At 43.7% G+C, this 17,542-nt stretch carries 23 protein-coding genes; 19 read left to right on the top strand and 4 right to left on the bottom strand.

What is annotated here, in order from left to right:
• Window positions 1–49: 49 nt before the first annotated feature.
• Together LRR81_RS07825 and LRR81_RS07820 are read left to right on the top strand one after the other, a co-directional pair.
• Window positions 50–451 carry a (deoxy)nucleoside triphosphate pyrophosphohydrolase gene (locus LRR81_RS07825; protein ID WP_231788787.1) on the top strand — a complete coding sequence of 134 codons (402 nt, stop codon included), beginning with the start codon at window positions 50–52 and terminating at the stop codon, window positions 449–451.
• A gap of 107 nt (window positions 452–558) precedes the next feature.
• Window positions 559–3,462 carry a DUF3427 domain-containing protein gene (locus LRR81_RS07820; RefSeq protein ID WP_231788786.1) on the top strand — a complete coding sequence of 968 codons (2,904 nt, stop codon included), beginning with the start codon at window positions 559–561 and terminating at the stop codon, window positions 3,460–3,462.
• 30 nt (window positions 3,463–3,492) lie between these two features.
• Here the strand turns inward: LRR81_RS07820 and rbsK are convergent, their stop codons facing one another.
• Complete coding sequence (rbsK, locus tag LRR81_RS07815) at window positions 3,493–4,371, bottom strand: ribokinase (protein WP_231788785.1); 879 nt, start codon at window positions 4,369–4,371, stop codon at window positions 3,493–3,495.
• A 227-nt stretch (window positions 4,372–4,598) separates the two neighbouring features.
• Here rbsK and LRR81_RS07810 point away from each other — a divergent pair, with 227 nt between their 5' ends.
• The 4 genes from LRR81_RS07810 (at window position 4,599) to LRR81_RS07795 (ending at window position 5,990) form a co-directional block, all read left to right on the top strand.
• The gene (locus LRR81_RS07810) at window positions 4,599–4,781 is read left to right on the top strand and encodes a helix-turn-helix transcriptional regulator (RefSeq protein WP_331716326.1); all 183 of its coding nucleotides are present in this window, start codon (window positions 4,599–4,601) and stop codon (window positions 4,779–4,781) included.
• Window positions 4,774–5,136 carry a hypothetical protein gene (locus LRR81_RS07805; protein WP_231788784.1) on the top strand — a complete coding sequence of 121 codons (363 nt, stop codon included), beginning with the start codon at window positions 4,774–4,776 and terminating at the stop codon, window positions 5,134–5,136. Before LRR81_RS07810 ends, LRR81_RS07805 begins: the two co-directional genes overlap by 8 nt.
• A gap of 11 nt (window positions 5,137–5,147) precedes the next feature.
• A complete protein-coding gene (locus tag LRR81_RS07800; protein ID WP_231788783.1) occupies window positions 5,148–5,426 on the top strand; it encodes a DUF3784 domain-containing protein in 279 nt (92 codons plus the stop codon).
• Between the two features lie 72 nt (window positions 5,427–5,498).
• Entirely contained in the window at window positions 5,499–5,990 is a 492-nt protein-coding gene (locus LRR81_RS07795; protein WP_231788782.1) for a DinB family protein, read from the top strand.
• Between the two features lie 100 nt (window positions 5,991–6,090).
• Here the strand turns inward: LRR81_RS07795 and LRR81_RS07790 are convergent, their stop codons facing one another.
• A complete protein-coding gene (locus LRR81_RS07790; protein WP_231788781.1) occupies window positions 6,091–7,035 on the bottom strand; it encodes a helix-turn-helix transcriptional regulator in 945 nt (314 codons plus the stop codon).
• 90 nt (window positions 7,036–7,125) lie between these two features.
• Here LRR81_RS07790 and LRR81_RS07785 point away from each other — a divergent pair, with 90 nt between their 5' ends.
• On the top strand, window positions 7,126–7,605 hold the full coding sequence (locus LRR81_RS07785) for a GyrI-like domain-containing protein (RefSeq protein ID WP_231788780.1): 480 nt from the start codon (window positions 7,126–7,128) through the stop codon (window positions 7,603–7,605).
• 80 nt (window positions 7,606–7,685) lie between these two features.
• Here LRR81_RS07785 and LRR81_RS07780 read toward each other — a convergent pair whose 3' ends face one another.
• Window positions 7,686–8,123, bottom strand: coding sequence for an Lrp/AsnC family transcriptional regulator (locus tag LRR81_RS07780; protein WP_231788779.1), 438 nt, complete (start codon window positions 8,121–8,123; stop codon window positions 7,686–7,688).
• A gap of 121 nt (window positions 8,124–8,244) precedes the next feature.
• Between LRR81_RS07780 and LRR81_RS07775 the strand changes: the two genes are divergently transcribed.
• The 6 genes from LRR81_RS07775 (at window position 8,245) to LRR81_RS07750 (ending at window position 12,128) form a co-directional block, all read left to right on the top strand.
• Window positions 8,245–8,667 (top strand): carboxymuconolactone decarboxylase family protein, encoded by a 423-nt coding sequence (locus LRR81_RS07775; RefSeq protein WP_231788778.1) that lies wholly within the window; start codon window positions 8,245–8,247, stop codon window positions 8,665–8,667.
• A gap of 244 nt (window positions 8,668–8,911) precedes the next feature.
• Window positions 8,912–9,241, top strand: a complete 330-nt coding sequence (locus LRR81_RS07770) for a PadR family transcriptional regulator (protein WP_231788777.1) — start codon at window positions 8,912–8,914, stop codon at window positions 9,239–9,241.
• A 14-nt stretch (window positions 9,242–9,255) separates the two neighbouring features.
• Entirely contained in the window at window positions 9,256–10,119 is an 864-nt protein-coding gene (locus LRR81_RS07765; RefSeq protein ID WP_231788776.1) for a pentapeptide repeat-containing protein, read from the top strand.
• Between the two features lie 12 nt (window positions 10,120–10,131).
• Window positions 10,132–10,899, top strand: coding sequence for an ABC transporter ATP-binding protein (locus LRR81_RS07760; protein ID WP_231788775.1), 768 nt, complete (start codon window positions 10,132–10,134; stop codon window positions 10,897–10,899).
• Entirely contained in the window at window positions 10,896–11,654 is a 759-nt protein-coding gene (locus tag LRR81_RS07755) for an ABC transporter permease (protein WP_231788774.1), read from the top strand. The genes LRR81_RS07760 and LRR81_RS07755 overlap by 4 nt, the downstream gene beginning before the upstream one ends.
• A gap of 66 nt (window positions 11,655–11,720) precedes the next feature.
• The gene (locus LRR81_RS07750; protein WP_231788773.1) at window positions 11,721–12,128 is read left to right on the top strand and encodes a DUF1259 domain-containing protein; all 408 of its coding nucleotides are present in this window, start codon (window positions 11,721–11,723) and stop codon (window positions 12,126–12,128) included.
• A gap of 129 nt (window positions 12,129–12,257) precedes the next feature.
• Here the strand turns inward: LRR81_RS07750 and LRR81_RS07745 are convergent, their stop codons facing one another.
• Window positions 12,258–12,788, bottom strand: a complete 531-nt coding sequence (locus tag LRR81_RS07745) for a dihydrofolate reductase family protein (RefSeq protein ID WP_231788772.1) — start codon at window positions 12,786–12,788, stop codon at window positions 12,258–12,260.
• A 308-nt stretch (window positions 12,789–13,096) separates the two neighbouring features.
• On the opposite strand from LRR81_RS07745, the gene LRR81_RS07740 reads away from it, so the two are divergent.
• The 6 genes from LRR81_RS07740 to LRR81_RS07715 all read left to right on the top strand — a co-directional run bounded on the left by LRR81_RS07740 (window position 13,097) and on the right by LRR81_RS07715 (window position 17,542).
• A complete protein-coding gene (locus LRR81_RS07740; protein ID WP_231788771.1) occupies window positions 13,097–14,794 on the top strand; it encodes a serine hydrolase in 1,698 nt (565 codons plus the stop codon).
• Window positions 14,795–14,868: 74 nt separating this feature from the next.
• Window positions 14,869–15,219 (top strand): YciI family protein, encoded by a 351-nt coding sequence (locus LRR81_RS07735; RefSeq protein WP_231788770.1) that lies wholly within the window; start codon window positions 14,869–14,871, stop codon window positions 15,217–15,219.
• A 71-nt stretch (window positions 15,220–15,290) separates the two neighbouring features.
• On the top strand, window positions 15,291–15,728 hold the full coding sequence (locus tag LRR81_RS07730; protein WP_231788769.1) for a GNAT family N-acetyltransferase: 438 nt from the start codon (window positions 15,291–15,293) through the stop codon (window positions 15,726–15,728).
• Window positions 15,729–15,779: 51 nt separating this feature from the next.
• Complete coding sequence (locus LRR81_RS07725) at window positions 15,780–16,451, top strand: hypothetical protein (protein WP_231788768.1); 672 nt, start codon at window positions 15,780–15,782, stop codon at window positions 16,449–16,451.
• Between the two features lie 45 nt (window positions 16,452–16,496).
• On the top strand, window positions 16,497–17,234 hold the full coding sequence (locus LRR81_RS07720) for an AAA family ATPase (RefSeq protein WP_231788767.1): 738 nt from the start codon (window positions 16,497–16,499) through the stop codon (window positions 17,232–17,234).
• Window positions 17,235–17,347: 113 nt separating this feature from the next.
• Complete coding sequence (locus LRR81_RS07715) at window positions 17,348–17,542, top strand: hypothetical protein (RefSeq protein ID WP_231788766.1); 195 nt, start codon at window positions 17,348–17,350, stop codon at window positions 17,540–17,542.

The raw sequence follows: 17,542 nt of genomic DNA, 5'->3' as shown, positions 1-17,542 counted from the left end.
ATAGGTAAGTTATAATGAAGGCAGAATACAGATGGTTTAGGAGGCTGCTATGAAAAAGAACATTCACGTAGTTGGCGCAGTAATCATTAAAAACAGCAAAGTTCTCTGTGCCCAAAGGGGAGAAACCAAAGCACTTCCTCTAAAATGGGAATTCCCAGGCGGCAAAATTGAAGAAGGGGAAACTCCTCAAGAAGCGCTGCGCAGGGAGATTGAAGAAGAAATGCTTTGCAAGGTGGAGATAGGGGAGAAGATTGAGACAACTGTTTATGAGTACGATTTTGGTATTGTGCATCTCACCACTTTTTATTGTCAGCTGAAGGAAGGAAAGCCTGTTTTAACCGAGCATGTGGCGATGAAGTGGCTAGAACCTGGCGAACTTCATACTTTGGATTGGGCGCCAGCGGATGTGCCGGCTATTGATAAAATAGCAAGAGAATCCTTCGTCAACTAATGGAGAGCTACTCACAAATTGTGGGTAGCTTTTTATATGCATCTTTATTTGCAGGATCTAACAAATCGACTTACAATGAGAGGACACTTGGTAAATAAGGGGATATTATGTCAAATTTAGTTGATAATCTAGCAGCTTCTTTATATAAAGGGTTTATTGATCAAAAGCACACTCGCTCTGGTAATTATCGACCTGAGCTGTTGGTAAACAATACACAAAGTAATGAGAATGTCTTAAATACTGTTTTGGAAGAATTGGAGAAAAGCATCGACTTTATATTCTCCGTTGCGTTTATCACTGAGAGTGGCTTAGCTACATTAAAGTCTCATTTGCTTGATTTAAAAAGAAAAGGAGTCCGGGGTAGAATTTTAACGTCCACCTTTTTGAATTTTAACCAACCAAAGGTTTTTAAAGAACTTTTGAAGCTTGAAAATGTTGAAGTGCGAACAACTGATTTAAAAGGCTTTCACTCTAAAGGGTATATCTTCAAGCATGAAACTCATTACTCTCTCATTGTAGGTAGCTCAAACTTAACGGCTCATGCTTTGAAGGTGAATTATGAGTGGAATGTGAAACTCACATCCCATGCAGATGGAGAGATTATTCACCATTTTAAGAATCAGTTTGAAGAGGTATGGGATAATGCCCATCTCCTTACTCCAGATTGGATCGAAGAGTACGAGAAAACCTATACCCCAATTGCTCGACCAAATGAGATCAATCAATTAGTTGAAATGCCAGCTCCTTATGAAACAAACACATTGAAGGAAGCTTTGAACATTGTTCCGAACAAAATGCAGGAGGCGGCCTTACTTCAAATCCAGGCTGTTAGAGAGGCTGGAAAAGACAAAGGCCTTATTATTTCTGCGACTGGGACAGGGAAAACCTATTTATCTGCATTCGATGTTCGCCGTTATGCTCCAAAGAGAATGCTCTTTATCGTTCATCGGGAACAAATTCTTTCAAAGGCAAAATCTGATTTTCTAAAGATATTAGGCGGGATAGAGTCTGAGTTTGGTATTTACTCAGGGAACAACAAGCAGACACAAGCGAAATATCTGTTTGCAACGATTCAAACGATCTCGAAAGAGGCAAACCTGAATCAATTTGATCCAGAGGAATTTGATTATATTTTAATTGATGAAGTCCACAAAGGTGGTGCAGCCTCTTATCGACGAGTCATCGACTATTTTCAACCGAAGTTTTTAATGGGGATGACGGCTACCCCTGAACGGACGGATGAATTTAATATTTATCAGCTGTTTGATTACAACATTGCCTACGAAATTCGCCTGCAGGAAGCATTAGAGGAAGATATGCTTTGTCCTTTTCATTACTTTGGCGTGACCGATATGGTCTATGATGGGGAGTTGCTTGATGAAGAGGTCTCTTTTTCTAAACTTGTTGATACGGAACGGGTGGATCATATCCTCGAGAAGCTTCACTACTACGGACATTCAGGTGAGAGGGTAAAAGGCTTAATCTTCTGCAGCAGAAAAGATGAGGCAGCGAAGCTTTCGTTCGAACTTAACGAGAGAGGATTGCGCACTATATCCTTAACGGGGGAGAATTCTCAGGAGGAGCGGGCTCTTGCAGTAAACAAGCTTGAAAATGGAGATCTGGATTATATTTTAACCGTCGATATTTTTAACGAGGGTATTGATATTCCGTGCATCAATCAAGTAGTGATGCTGCGGCAAACGCAGTCCAGCATCATTTTCATTCAGCAGTTGGGAAGAGGCTTGCGGAAGCATGCTTCAAAAGAATTTGTCACCATCATAGATTTCATCGGAAATTACAAAAACAACTACCTAATCCCAGTTGCCTTATCAGGGGACAAGTCTCAAAACAAAGACAATATTCGTCGCCATGTAAAGGATACGAGCTATATTAAGGGTGTTTCTACGATTAACTTTGAAGAAATCGCTAAGAAACAGATATTTAAGGCGATCACAAATAGTAAATTAACATCCTTAAAAGTGTTAAGAGAAGCTTATACAGAGCTTAAAAATCGGATCGGCCGGACACCAGAGCTTTATGATTTTATTCAGCATAATTCAATCGATCCAGTGGTTATTGTGGAAGAGTACTTCAATTACTTTCTGTTTCTTAAGAAAATGAAAGAGGATGTTCCCCTTATTTCTGAATATGAAAGCAAGGTACTCACCATGCTTTCATTGGAAGTATTAAATGGACAGCGAATGCATGAAATGGTATTACTAGACCTTTTAATGCAGCAGGAAAAAGTAAGTGTTGAGCAGTTCGCGGAAAAATTACTTGAGCTAAATTGCCAAATTAGTCCTGAAACGCTGACTTCTGTCCGTCGAGTATTTGATTTATCCTTCTTTACACAGGTTAGTCGGAAGAAATATGGGGACCAACCTATTGTGATGGCAGAAGGTAATAAATTCACCTTTAGCAAGCAAGTTTTTGAAAGACTGCAAAATAATTCTTACTTTAGAAGAATGGTAGAGGATATTATCAGAAGTGCTAAGGTGAAAGCAAAACGTTATCAATGCAATCAACTGCTAACCATTAATCAAAAATATTCACGAAAAGATGTCTGCAAGCTTTTGAATTGGGAAAATGACGAAAGCTCAACAGTATACGGATATAAAACAAAGCACGGAACCTGTCCAATCTTTATTACTTACCACAAAAAAAGTGAAGTAGAAGAAAGCATTAACTATGGAGATGAGTTCTTAAGTCAGGATCTATTAAAATGGTTCACGAGAAGCAATCGCACACTTGAATCAAAAGAAGTAAAAGATATTATTCAAGCTGATGAAAACTGCATTGACCTTCATATTTTTGTGAAAAAGGAAGACGGAGAAGGCAGTGATTTCTATTACTTAGGAAAAGCTCATCCAGATAAGGGGAACATTCAACAAAGTAAAATGATCGCTGACGGTAAAGAGCTTCCTGTAGTGCATGTTCATATGGTGATGGAGCAGCCGATTGAGTATAAAATTTATAATTATCTGGTTAATGGAGAAGAAAATAAAGATTAATGACAAAAGAGGCCTGATAAAAGGGCCTCTTTATAGTTTCTTTTCAACTTCTTCCCTTATCGGCATCCCACCCTGCGCCCCAAACTTCGTTACAGAAAGAGAAGCTGCCCTGTTCGCAAATCGAATACTCTCTTCAAGTCTCATCCCCTCAGACATCGCAACAGCAAACCCTGCATTAAACGTATCGCCAGCTCCTGTTGTATCCACCACTTCAACCTTATAGCCAGGCACAACAATTTCCTCACTGCCATTATAAAATCTGACGCCATTGCTGCCTTCTGTAACCAGCAGTTTGTTCGGGTACTGCTTAAACGCTTCAGATATTCCCGCTTCGCCAAATAGAACGGCTGCTTCTGATTCATTCGGTGTCAGGTAAGCAGCCTGCTGAAGCACTTTTTTACTGACAGGCCGTGCTGGGGCAGGGTTTAATAGCAGCGGAATGCTGTATGTTGAGCAGATCTCGCTTACATACTCAACCGTTTCCTCCGGGATTTCCTGCTGAATGAGCACCATTTGGGATTTGCGGAGAATAGGGAGTGCTTTTTCTACAAGGGACGGGAGCACGAACTGATTGGCTCCTTTCACGACGATGATGCTGTTGTCGCCTTCAGCGAGTGTGATGTGTGCGGTGCCGCTTTCCATCTGTTGTATTTGCTCCATATACTCGGTATTCACACCGTTTGCTTTTAGATTTGATAGGATCTGCTCCCCGAATGCGTCATCTCCGATACATCCGATCATGGTGACGTCTGCTCCCAGTCTTGCAGCAGCGACAGCCTGGTTGGCGCCTTTTCCGCCGGGTACCGTTTTGAAGGATTCCCCCATTATCGTTTCTCCGATAGCCGGGCGTCTTTTTGCCTCAACAACAAGGTCGATGGAGGCACTTCCGATTACTGTGATTTTCGCCATTTTCATTCTTCCTTTCCAAAAAGGGTGACAAGTACTTTTTATTATAGCGCTTCTGCTATAAATACAAGTTATTTTATGTTTCTTTTAAGAGCACAATATTGAATTTATTAGAGTAAATTAGTAATATATATACGACAAATGTAAATTATATGTTACAATTAACTGAACAAAGGAGGTGTGTTTAACTGAAGGACGTTCAGATAAAAAACGCTGTTAAGGTCATCCGTGTGGAACAAGGAAAGCTGACACAAGGTGAACTGGCCAAGAAAATCGGGGTTACGAGGCAAACGATGAATCTCATTGAAGCGCAGAAATACAACCCCACTATAAAAGTATGTTTATTGATCGCTTCTTCTTTAAATACATCCATAGAAAAACTATTTTGGATTGAGGAGGATGAGCATGAGTAAGCTGTTTACCTATTTTCCAATACTGTGTTTTTTAATTATCTTGTTTACATTGGATCAGTCTGTTTTAAAGGTAGTTCTGTTTGTCATTATTGCCATACTTGTTATCATCGCAAAGTATTTCCGCAAACGAATGGATGAAGAAGAAGTTGAGTACGACGACCGGGTAAATGCCAATATCACCAAATGGTCACTTCGATCCGTTTACATCATGAATGCCCTCCTGTTTCTTTTGTTCATCACAGAGAAAAATGGTTTGCTCTCCCTTCCGCTAAACACTAGTTTTGTGCTGATTTACTTGCTTCTGACACTGTTTATCCCTTTTTATATCATTCCGTCCATCATAAAAAAATTTTAAGGAGAGGTTCTATGAACACAGATTTAATTGTTTTTGGAGTGCTGTTTTTAGCATTGGGCTACTTTATAGGGATTAAAAAACAAACATGGCTCCTGGCAGGCTTTAACGAAAAAAGAGTGAAAAATAAAAAGCTGCTTGCTCATTTGGTTGGCGGAACCATGACTGTGCTGGGAGCGGTTTTGATAGGCGGCGGCATCTACGGCCAAATCACACCCGAATATCTATTAACATTTGCAGCAGCTATTCTGGTCGGACTGGTCATATTCGTGAATGTAAAGCTGGTTGAATAGGCATGTTTGTGCAGGAGACGCCCTTTTTCTATGGAACTATAGAGAGAGAAAGCTTTAGAGGAGGGCACTGAAATGGAAGTATTCGCAAGCCAGTACCACTGGATCAAGCGTACAAGAGAAGCGCTGTTTACCTACTGCGAAACATTGCCGCAGGAAGATTACGTAAAAGAGGTTGAAAACTTTGCCGGAGATTCTATACGGAATCTTCATGCCCATGTAGCCGACTGCTACCTCACATGGCTTGGAATTCGGGCGCTTGGAAAACCAATTTCTCATGTTCAGCCAGAGGCGGTACACACCGTTCAGGATATGCGGGAGGTTTTTAAGGAAACAGATGCTTTGGTTCATGAATTTCTGAATGAATTTCAAGGGAATTGGGAGGAAGCTGTTCCGGTATCTTTTGCAAATGGTGATAAGGCAAAGATTACTCCTTTGTGGCTGTTTACCCATACCACCACCCATGAGTTTCACCATAAAGGACAGATTGTGAAGATTGGAAGGCAGCTTGGGTATGTGCCGCCTGATACGGATCTTATTGAAGAATTCTCTCGGAGTACAGTGTGAATAGAAGAAAGCGGTCCGGATAAACGGGGCCGCTTTTTCTTTTAAGCAGAGCTTTTCCGTCCTGTCCTGCAGAGAAGGGAAGAAGGGGGATTCAATCAGCTTACAGGTCTGAAAATCTCTCTTTTAGCTTCCACTGGACTTTTTCCGGAACCTCTATGACCTTGGCATCTTCGCCAAGAAACAGCAGCCAATTTGTAAGTTCCGTGACTTCTTCATGCTGCTTGACATCCACAAACATCTCCAGAACAGCTGTGGACTGGTAGGGATTTGTATAGGAAACAGCCGCCTTTAATGGGTGGTATTTTTTAAACTGTGCGATGGCCTTTGGGCCTAGCTCGAGCACAAGGTTGGCCGCTTTCTCCTTGTTTAGTTTTTCTAGTATCTTTTTATGGCTTAGACGCTTCTTCCCCATATAAGGCAGAACATCCGTCAGACTGTCGACAGAGACAATTTTTTTCTTTTCCTCATTCAGGTCAAAAGCTTCGATCAGCCAAAGGTTTTTTTCATGATGAAGGTGCAGAAGGTAGATGGGATGGGACATGGTTTCCTTTAAAGTGATCAGCAAATAGCGGTCCTCCAGCAGAAGCCCAATGAGTTTTTCCAGTGTCGGATGAGGGAGATCGGACAGCTCTAGGAGATCGGGATTGTTCGGGTTTGTTCCGGCAAAAAGCAGCAGCTGATTGAGCAGCACAAGGTCGTCCTGCTGGTTTTCCGAGATCAGGCCAAGCAGTTTTTCAGCCAGTGACTGGCGGCTTTTCAGATAGGGAAGCTGCTGGTTTCTTGTGGCCATAAATGCAATGAAAAGCGCCTTTACTTCATTGTCGGTAAAGCGGACCTGGGGCAGGACAGAATTGTTCAGCACAAAATAACCCCCGTCTCTACCTGCTTCAGCGGTCAGCGGCATTCCCATCGCTTCAATTTCCCTGATATCCCGAATGGCGGTTGAACGCGAGATGTGAAACTCCTGCATGATTTCTGAAATGGTGAAGCGGGAGCGGTTGTTGATATACCGCATGATAACATTAATCCGTTCAACTTTTTTCATAAGCGCTCCTAAATGGTTTCATTTTTTGACACTATTAAGGACTATGATAAACCCAGGAAGTAAAAAATACAAAAGAAAGAAGGAATTAAAATGGCGAATTACACGTTTGAAGAAAAGGACAGTTTTACGGTAGCGGGAATTGGGACAGAGTTGAAAAGCGACTACACAGATTATGTTGGCATCAATCAGGAGAAAGCGGCATTTTGGGAGTCACTCAAACAGGATGGAACGCTTGATGCGCTGAAATCCGCAGCAGAAAATGAGTATTTGTTTGTTGTGAATGAAGCGGTAAACAATAAAATGATGCATTATGCTGGTGTGATGACAAAAGATTCTGTGCCTGGAGTAACAAGACTGATCCAATTTCCGAAGGGTGAATACCTTGTCGTGAAAGGGGAAGCCGCAACAGACGAAGAACTGAGTAATACGCTGACTGGAATAGCCTTTGGCCAGGCGCTGCCGGAAGCCTCAAATGTCGCCTATGTCGGCGGACCGAATGCAGCGGTTGTGATGGGTGAGAGAGACGGCTCTGTTTACGGGGAAATGTGGATTCCGGTTGTTCCGAAATAAGGAGGGCAAATCATTTAAAAAGCGGTAAAGTGACAGGGCACTTCTTGTATATCTTGAATGCCCTGTTTGCTTTTCTTAACTCACAAATGGCTTTTAACAACCGTTTCAACCTGCGAAAAAATAAAATGAGTGACGGTATGGGCGTATGGGTTTGCATCTTCAATAAATTGTTCTGCATGGGCAAATGTCTCGAATTGCAGCTTAAGCATGTAACAGGCATTACCGGCAATTCGATAGCAGAACTCCACATTTGGCAGGCTTTCAATATAGTTTTTAAAAGCCTTGTAGTCCCCATTTTTCACTGTAGCTTCCACGATGCACTGAATGGGATAGCCTAATTTTCCGTGATCAACCTCTACTGTGTATTTTTTTATTATTCCGAATGACTCCATCTTCTTTACCCGCTCTGTTACAGATGGTGAAGATAAATTGATTCTTCTGCCAATTTCGCTCATCGATAATCGGCTGTTTTGGCGCAATTCATCGATTATTTTCTTATCAATAGCATCTGTTTTCATATTTAAAGTAAAATCCCCTTTTTTGTTCATATATTAATGTTTATTCCTAAAAGAAGTGCTGTATTTAATGGGAAACCGCAGAATCTTTCAGTAACATAAATGGTACAAGGAGGGAGCAATAATGGCAAGAATTAATGAATCTGCATTCGGGGAAACGCCCTTTCAAAAATTGCTGGGGCATAACCAGGAGGTCATGAATGCGTGGAATGAATTAGGTGACGTTTTAGGTAAAGATGGTCATTTATCCGCTCATTTAAAAGAACAGGTACGAAGGACATTGGCACAGGGCACTGGGTGCGAGTTTTGTAAAGCGAAAGGAAAACCGGAACCCCATTTGTTTGATGAAAAAATGTCGATCGCAGCAGGGATTGCTGAAGTATTTACCAAACAAAAAGGAGATATTCCGGAGGCTGTGTTTCACGTTTTGAAAGAAGAGCTTACTGACGAAGAAATTAGTGAGTTGATCGCGTTTGTGACGTTTACGGCTGCTTCACAGTATTTTGGAGCAATTATGGCTATAAAACCTGCTGAAGCAGTGAGTTAGAACATGGGGTTAAATTAGTCTGTATCGTGACTGCTGCTTATTTGAAGGCCAATCAGGTGTCTAACTGGTTGGCCTTTTTATATTGAACAGATTATTTAAGGGCTTCCTTCTCTTCATTCCATTGGCGCCTTTTTATCAAAAAAAGTATGAATAAAATAGGTGTCTTTATCAAATTAATAAATTTGTAACATTACCTTGACTGTCATAGTAATATATTGCATAATACTGGTAAGGAGGTGATGAGATGAGCAAAAGCAAAATCACATCCGACCTGCTTCGAGGCCATACAGATACGATGATCTTACGAGTCTTAGCTGAAGCTGATCGTTATGGATATGAAATTGTCAAACTGATCGCTGAACGTTCAGGAGGCGAGTATGAACTGAAGGAAGCGACGATGTACTCAAGTGTCAGAAGGCTTGAGGCAGATGGAGACATCGAATGGTACTGGGGTGATGAATCGCAGGGAGGACGGCGCAAGTATTTCAGAATAACTGAAAAGGGGAAGTCGACTTACGCCAGTAACAAAGACAATTGGGAATATGCCAAGCAAGTGCTTGAAAAATTACTTTAAGGAGAAGTGATCGTATGAACGAGAAATTAAATCAATATGTGCAAGGTGTTTTCGCTCCGTACAATGGCGTTAAAAGTGTTGATGAACTAAGGGAGGATCTGCTTTCTGATCTGCAGGAGCGGTTCCGTGAGCTGAAGGCTGAGGGCAAGGACGATGAAACTGCGTTTGAGATGACAATTGACAGCATCGGCGATATTGAACAAACGGTGCTGGAGGTGGCGAACCTCTCCAGGTCGCTGGAGCGCCAGGTAATCACAAACTTTAGCGGAAGCAATCTCGTGAAAAGCGATTTTGCGGGGGTGACGGCTCATAAAGGCCAGTTTAAAGGCAGCGCGCTTCACGGTTCTGACTTTTCAGGATCGGATTTGACCGGCAGTTCGTTTAAGGGCAGCGATGTACGCGAAGCGAACTTTAACGGCGCAAATCTGACGGACGCCAGCTTCACAGCCCTTGACCTGTCAAATGCAAGCTTCAATCAATCCATTCTTGTGCGCACGAACTTCAGCTCATCAGGTCTTGCAGGAGTGAAATTCAACAATACAACGCTGACAGATGTGATGCTGACCAAAACAGATCTCAGAAAAACAGTTTTTGAAAAATGTGTTTTTGACGGTGTGGACTTTACCTATTCGGACCTTACAGGACTGCGATTCGACGGATTGACGTTTATCGGCGTGAAGTTTGACAAGGCTGGACTGAAGGAAGTTTCATTCAGAGGCGCCACACTAAAAAATGTCTCTTTCAAGGGCAGTGTCTTTTCAAAAAAATATTACAAAATCATTAAGACTGTTCAATTTGACGGCGCCATGATGGATAAACTGACGTACGCTGCGCTCAAAGGCATTGAAGCAGATTTATCAAATGTAACGATTATATAAGGGGGCGAAAATATGCAGAAGAATGCCATTCAAGTGAGAGGACTGCAAAAATCCTATAAGGATCTTCATGTATTAAAAGGTGTGGATTTCGAGGTGGAAAAAGGAAGCATTTTTGCGCTGCTTGGTTCCAACGGAGCAGGCAAGACAACGGTTGTCCGAATCCTCTCTACACTGCTTCAATCAGACAGCGGAACAGCGATCATCCACAATTATGATGTGGCAGCAGATCCTGAAAATGTGAAGAAATCCATTAGCCTGACGGGACAATTTGCCGCTGTGGATGAAGTGCTGACTGGGCGGGAAAATCTCGTCATGATTGCCAAACTGCGCCACCTTGAAAAGCCGCGCCAGATTGCGGAGGATATGCTGAAACGGTTCGGATTAACGGATGCGGCCAATCGGAGAGCATCCACTTATTCAGGCGGTATGCGCCGCAGGCTGGACATTGCGATGAGCTTAGTCGGAAGTCCGCAGGTTATTTTCCTCGACGAACCGACAACAGGACTTGACCCCGAGGCGCGCATTGAAGTCTGGAAGATCGTGAAGGAGCTTGCGGAAAGCGGCACGACGGTATTCCTGACAACACAGTATTTGGAGGAGGCGGAGCAGCTTGCCGACCGGATTGCGATTTTGCATGAAGGCAGGATCATTGCGAGCGGCACGCTGGAGGATTTGAAAAGGCTATTCCCGCCGGCTGAGGTTCAGTATGTGGAAAAACAGCCATCATTAGAGGAAATCTTTCTGACCATCATCAATAATAAGGAGGAGAAGATCGGATGAGTAAACATTTCTTCAGCGACATGGGGGTTATGCTTGGCCGTTCGATGCGCCATATTTCACGCAGCATGGACACGATCATCACTGTGACGATTACACCGATTGCGCTGCTGCTGCTGTTTGTTTATGTGCTTGGCGGTGCGATTAAGACCGGCACGGACCATTATGTGAATTACTTGATCCCAGGCATACTGCTGATTGCGATTGCGAGTGGGATTTCTTATACAGCGTACCGCCTGTTTTTGGATAAATCAAAAGGCATTTTTGAACGGTTCCACTCCATGCCAATTGCGCGTTCCACCGTGCTGTGGGGACACGTGCTCACCTCGCTTGTATCAAATGCCCTTTCTCTTGTGATTATCCTGCTTGTCGCCCTTCTTATGGGATTCCGCTCATCAGCCGGTGTGCTGTCATGGCTTGCTGTTGCCGCTATACTCATGCTGTTTACGCTCGCTTTAACCTGGATCGCGGCTATTGCCGGACTTTCCGCCAAATCAGTGGACGGAGTCAGTGCCTTCTCGTATCCTCTCATCTTCCTGCCATTTATCAGCTCAGCGTTTGTCCCAACCGAGTCGATGCCATGGATCGTCCGCGTCTTCGCCGAAAACCAGCCAGTCACCTCCATCGTAGAATCCATCCGTGCCCTCTTGTCCAGCCAGCCAGTAGGAAATGAAATATGGACCGCTCTAGCGTGGTGTTTGGGAATTGCCATTGTTGCTTATTTCTTTGCGATGTGGGCGTATCGGAAGCGGGTATAAGATCTAAGCTGCAACATAAACCTTTGCTGGTTCACATACTCCTAGTGTAAGAAAGGGGTGTGCCGGTTGAATAACTTTACATCGATCTGTGCTCAGTTTTCAGCAATTCTGAAAGGGAAAAGTACGATAAATAAAGGAAGCTGCTCCGTCTCCCTGCACCGGAATTTCCCGGTGACAATTCAAGGACGCAAAAGTACCAGTGTCCTCCCGGCTGGAATTCTATTTGAATCCTTGGACCAGAACGGGCAGGCCTTATGCCTCGCGGAAATCGCCATACTGCAAGAAGAGATCCCCGCCTTTATGCAATCCATCATCCAGCAGAATCTTATTGTGAGTGCCTTGCACAATCATTGGCTTTTCATGAACCCGCAAATCATGTACATTCATATCCAGTCAGTCGAATCCCCTCTAAGCTTTGCCCAGAAGATGAGCAGAGCTTTTTCTTATTTGCGGAGTCCGCCGGAGGGGGAGTGAGCTGCTTAAGTTTGTATTCCTGCATTAGGATTGTACATGGGTTAGAATGAAGAAAAGGTGGTTATGGAGGTTTTTCTATTAGTGTGAAAGAAGATGTCATTCTCTTAGGCCGCTGAATCAACCGCACAGCTATGCTGGAACGTAGGTCAGCCTGATCACACTCTGCCCTATTCGATCGCTTGCCACGAGACGCAACGGCGGACGCGGACCAGCGAAGAACGGCTTTCCGTGACCCAGCACAATTGGGTGGAGATAGAGCCGATACTCATCAACTAACCCGAGCTCTGTTAGACTATGCGCCAGCTCCGGCCCGGCAACTTCAATCTCTCCTTCATGCTGTGCCTTCAGCTCTTGTATAGCCGCTCCCAAGTCGCCCTCAATCAGAGAAGCATTCGGCCCGACGGATTTTAACGTCCTTGACACCACCCACTTTGGCTTGCTTTGCCATGCCGCTGCATATTCCTGTTGCGCTGCATCCCATTCAAGAAGATCTTCGTCCCAATAATGCATGCTCTCGTACATGCGGCGCCCGTATACGCAGCCCGCCATGCTGCGTATGTCATCGATGAAATGACGGAATAGCTCGGGGTCAGGCATAGATCCTGTGAAGTCGACGAACCCGTCCAAAGACTGGTTTAATGCGTAAACGATCTTTCCCATACGGCAAACTCTCCTCCCTTCGTTTTCTTGTGCATTTAACGTCAAGATTACACGTTCTATATTACATGTTGAAATATTTTATTGTGGATTGTTTTTTCAGAGCATGAATCGTACCAACTGCTTTCACATTCGAACGTTTAATAAACAATAACCACTTCTATAACTTAGCAAACCTTTTTACTCCTTTTAAGGAAAAATATTCTAAAAGTGATTCCGCGATTTCCACAGTTTCCATAATCATGCCGAAAACTGAAGGATTTTCATCAAGTAATATGGAAATTTTCATATAAGGAAAGGGGGGATCTGGTATGTTAAACGAAATTCGGGACTATATAAAGCAAAGTCTGAAGGAACTCTCCGCACCGGGTGCAGCAGTCGCTGTCATTAAAGACGGCGAAGTGGTTTTGCAGGAAGGGTTTGGGCTGCGGGATGTTCAGAATGAATTGCCTGTTACCACAGACACGCTATTTGCCATCGGGTCGAGTACGAAGTCATTTACCACAACTTCTATCGGGATACTTGCGGACAGCGGCAAAGTGGAATGGGATACGCCTGTTGCTTCCTATCTTCCTGAATTCAAGCTGCATGACAAGTATGCGAGTGAGAATGCCACATTGCGGGACCTGGCCATGCACAATGTTGGTCTGCCTCGTCATGATTTAGTGTGGTACAAATCGAAGCTCTCATCTGCTGAAATGATTCAGCGGCTGCAGCATCTTGCTTTCACAAAACCGTTCCGAACCACATTTCAATATCAGAATTTGATGTATTTGACGCTTGGATGTGTGGTGGAAAAAGTATCAGGTATGAGCTGGACAAGCTTTGTTCATAAAGAAATTTTGGAGCCACTGGGGATGAAGAGAACGAATTTCTCCGTCAGTGTGTCACAAAGTGATGGGGATTTCTCCAAGCCATATAAGACTGTGAATCAATTGATCGAGGAAACCCCATTTGCCGATATTGATGCCATCGGACCTGCCGGATCAATCAATTCTTCTGTTTCTGATATGGTTCAGTACCTCAGGCTTCATCTTGGCAAGGGCAAGTTCAAAGGTGCCGCCTTGCTTAGTGAAAATAACGTAAAGCAGATGCAGAGCCCGCAGATTTCAATAGGCCCCTCAAATGACGAGAGGGTATTGTTCCCAAGCTACGGACTGGGCTGGTTTACGGAAGTGTACCGGTGTCATCACATCGTTCATCACGGCGGCAATATCGACGGTTTTTCGGCGAGGGTGGCGATGGTCCCCGGAGAAAACATAGGGGTTGTTGTGCTGACCAATCAGGAAAACAGTGTGCTGCCAAGGGCCGCCGCCTACACGATATTGGATAAAATGCTGAAACTTTCTTATCTGGACTGGAATAAACTCATAAAAGAAGAGTGGGACAAACTAGTGGATTCCATGCAAGAGGGAGCAGGATCAAGCCAGGCAGACCGCGTTCCTGACACAAGCCCGTCTCATGAGCTGGCGGCATACGCCGGACATTTTGAGCATCCAGCCTATGGCACAATCGCCATTGCGGCTGACGGCAGCGAGCTCTCTGTCACTTATCATGCCTTTACTAAACCATTGCCGCTTGAGCACTATCATTACGACACCTTTTCCATCACCTTCGCACAAGGAATGGTTACTCAACAGTTTAAAGCCCAATTTCATACCGATCTGCGAGGACGGATCAGCCGTCTGACTGTCCAGTTCGAACAGCTCCTTGAACCGATTGAATTTGTCCGGAAAAGAGATTCAGAATTTCATGACCAATGGAAGGCGTTCACTGGTAAATATACTTTGGCAGGTACTTCTGCGGACGTTGAACTTCGGGGTGAAGAAACCCTCACCGTCACTGTCGCGGGCCAGCAAACGATAGAATTAATTCCGGTGAGCCTGAATGAATTTGAATTAAAGGGATTGCCTGGGTATGAGATCCAGTTTGAAATGGATGAAAATGGCGACTGCAGGAAAGCGGTGTTTAAGCAGCCGAATGGTTCGTTTTCGTTAGAAAAGGCATGAAGGGAACTGAATGGAAAACAAAGATTGATTCATTCTAATTTCGCACAATAGATTTGAAAAGGGAGGAAATAATCATGCTTTTTATGCTGATTGTCAAAGCCTCGAAGAATTCGGAAGCGGGAAATCTCCCAAGCCAAGAGCTTATGGAAGCTATGACGGAGTACAATGAGGAGTTAATTAAGGCTGGCGTCCGGGTTATGGCTAAAGGGCTTCATCCAAGTTCGAACGGGCTCCGGCTTTCCTTTCCAGAACCAGGGGGGAGGCCCGTGGTTACGGAAGGTCCCTTTACGGAAACAAAAGATGTGGTTGCCGGATTCATCCTGATTGACGTGAATACTAAGGAAGATGCCATTGAGTGGGCCATGCGGATGCCGGATCCTCAAGGGTATGGAGAGGGAGAGATTGAATTGCGGCAAGTATTCTAGCAACCGGATCTTGTTCTGAGCTGCTATTTACAGACCAGTTTCTAAGTCCTGATAGAAAGGGGAAAACATATATGAATGTTCGAAAACCTACTCATAAAGAGCATAATCAGATATTGGCCCTTTCCCCGAAAGCCATACTAGAAGGAACACTGGGAGAAGCAGTTCCTTCGTATGAAAAAACAGAACAATTAATTGAACGTCTTCTTGATAAAGGGAGCTATTATGTAATTGCTGAAAAAGAAGGCACCTTGATGGGGTGGGTTCTGCTAGGAGAAAGCAGAGATTCCATGACAGATCAATTAATCGGCTTTATTTACGAATTGTATGTGCTGGAAGATTTTCGAGGCCACGGGATTTCTAAGTCTCTAATGGAAACAGCCATCAGCCGTTTAAAGCAAAGCGGCTTTAAGGAAGTTCGTCTAAGTGCTTATGCAGGAAATCATGTTATTAAATTATATGAGAAAATGGGTTTTGGAGTAAGAACGGTTAGTATGAGCCTGTTATTATAGGAGAGAAAGAATCGCCTCGGTAATGCAATGATGCTTCAAGGAGGTGGAGAGATGAGGCGCTTTATTCCGGAATATGGAACGATTATGTGTCAATTATCAGAAGAGGACAATGCTGATTTTTTTCCCCGGTATCAAGCTTTCTCTGCAGAGATCAATGGGTTTCGAAAAATGCAGAAGGTGATAGTAAAACCTAGCCAGGAGATCGTTCAGCATATTGAAGTGTTAGCTGGAGCCTTCGAAAAAAAGAGGTATGAGATTTGGGACCCTCTAAACAAGCAATATGGTTTGCCATGGAGGACTGATGTATACATATTGCCAAACTATGATGGGATTCTCTATGTTGCAAAAAGTTTTGTACCGGAAGACAATGAATATTCTTATTACAAAGGGGCAGAACCTATGAAAAACGTAAATGAAAATAAACCCGCTGACGGCACATTAGTCGGAACATTAACAGAAGAAGAAATCAAAGCTTTAATGGACATTGATGCTCTTGACGCTGCGCTTCAAAATATTACTATTTCAGTATCCGCTGTTCAGGAGTTTGATAAATTTCTTGATAGATTTCAGGAACTTGAGAAACGCAGAAGAAGTGTGATTGTTCCTATTTTTAAAAGATTGAAGATTTCAATGGCTTGGGAGCTTACGTTTGATTATTCATTAGGTGGTATTTATGTGATCAATTATAATGAGCCTTACGAGTCTTACGAAGAAGAAGTATGAATCTGATTCAAAACTAAATGAAAACAGTATGCAGGAGTGTCTCGTATGTCCCTAAAACAATTGCGCTTGCGCACAGAAGATATCCCGAATACCAGATCCTATCCTTTTTCCATTCCATCCATCGGAAACCTTGAAGAGCTCACATTCGATAAAAAGGTTACGTTCTTTGTCGGTGAGAATGGTTCCGGGAAGTCGACACTCCTCGAAGGGATTGCCTACCAAAGCGGCTTTCATACGGCGGGCGGAGGGCGAAACAATACATATGAGGTGGATGCTTCCGGCTCTGATCTGGGCCAGTATCTCAGGCTTTCCTGGTCGCCGAATATCATGGACGGTTTTTTCCTGAGGTCGGAGTCTTTCTATCAGTTTGCGAGTTATGTAGATGAGGTGGCTTCGGAAGATCCTCGGGCATATAGCTCTTACGGGGGAAAATCCCTTCACCAGCAATCACACGGCGAGTCCTTTTTCTCCTTGTTTCTAAACCGCTTCGGCGGAAAAGCCCTTTATCTCCTGGACGAGCCCGAGGCAGCCCTGTCTCCTGCACGGCAGCTGGCGTTTTTGAAAGTGATCCATGACCTGGCAGAAGGGGAGGATGCCCAGTTTATCATTGCCACGCATTCTCCGATACTGATGGGGTACCCGGGCGCAGCAATATACAGCTTTGATGAAGGCAGGGTGGAAGAGGTATCCTATGAGCAGACAGATCATTATTTGCTGACGAAGTATTTTTTGGAGAATAGGGAAAGGTATTTAATGGAGCTGTTTCAGGATGGCAATGAATAACTGTTTCAGGATGGCAATGAATAAAGAGAATACCGAATGATTGAAAAGAGGCCCTTTCACGGCCTCTTTTTTCTGGTAATATATAGGTGAATACAAAGGAAGGGACGCATTTTATGTCTGGAAAATTACTGTTTCTTTTTCTCACAGCCGTTTTTTTCGTAATTTATTTTCAAATCTCCTCGTATCTCGTTAATGCCTTTTTGCCGATAACTCCTGCAGCTAATTTGTTTTCCCTGGTGCTGCTGATTATTCTTCTGCTTGCTGCTGTTTTCTCTGCTGAAAAAGCAGTGAAAACGATTAGAAAGTGA

It is taken from the genome of Metabacillus kandeliae, assembly GCF_021166585.1.
Classification (GTDB): domain Bacteria; phylum Bacillota; class Bacilli; order Bacillales; family Bacillaceae; genus Metabacillus_B; species Metabacillus_B kandeliae.
Note: the sequence above shows the minus strand (reverse complement) of the source record. Positions and strands in the feature narration are given on the sequence as shown.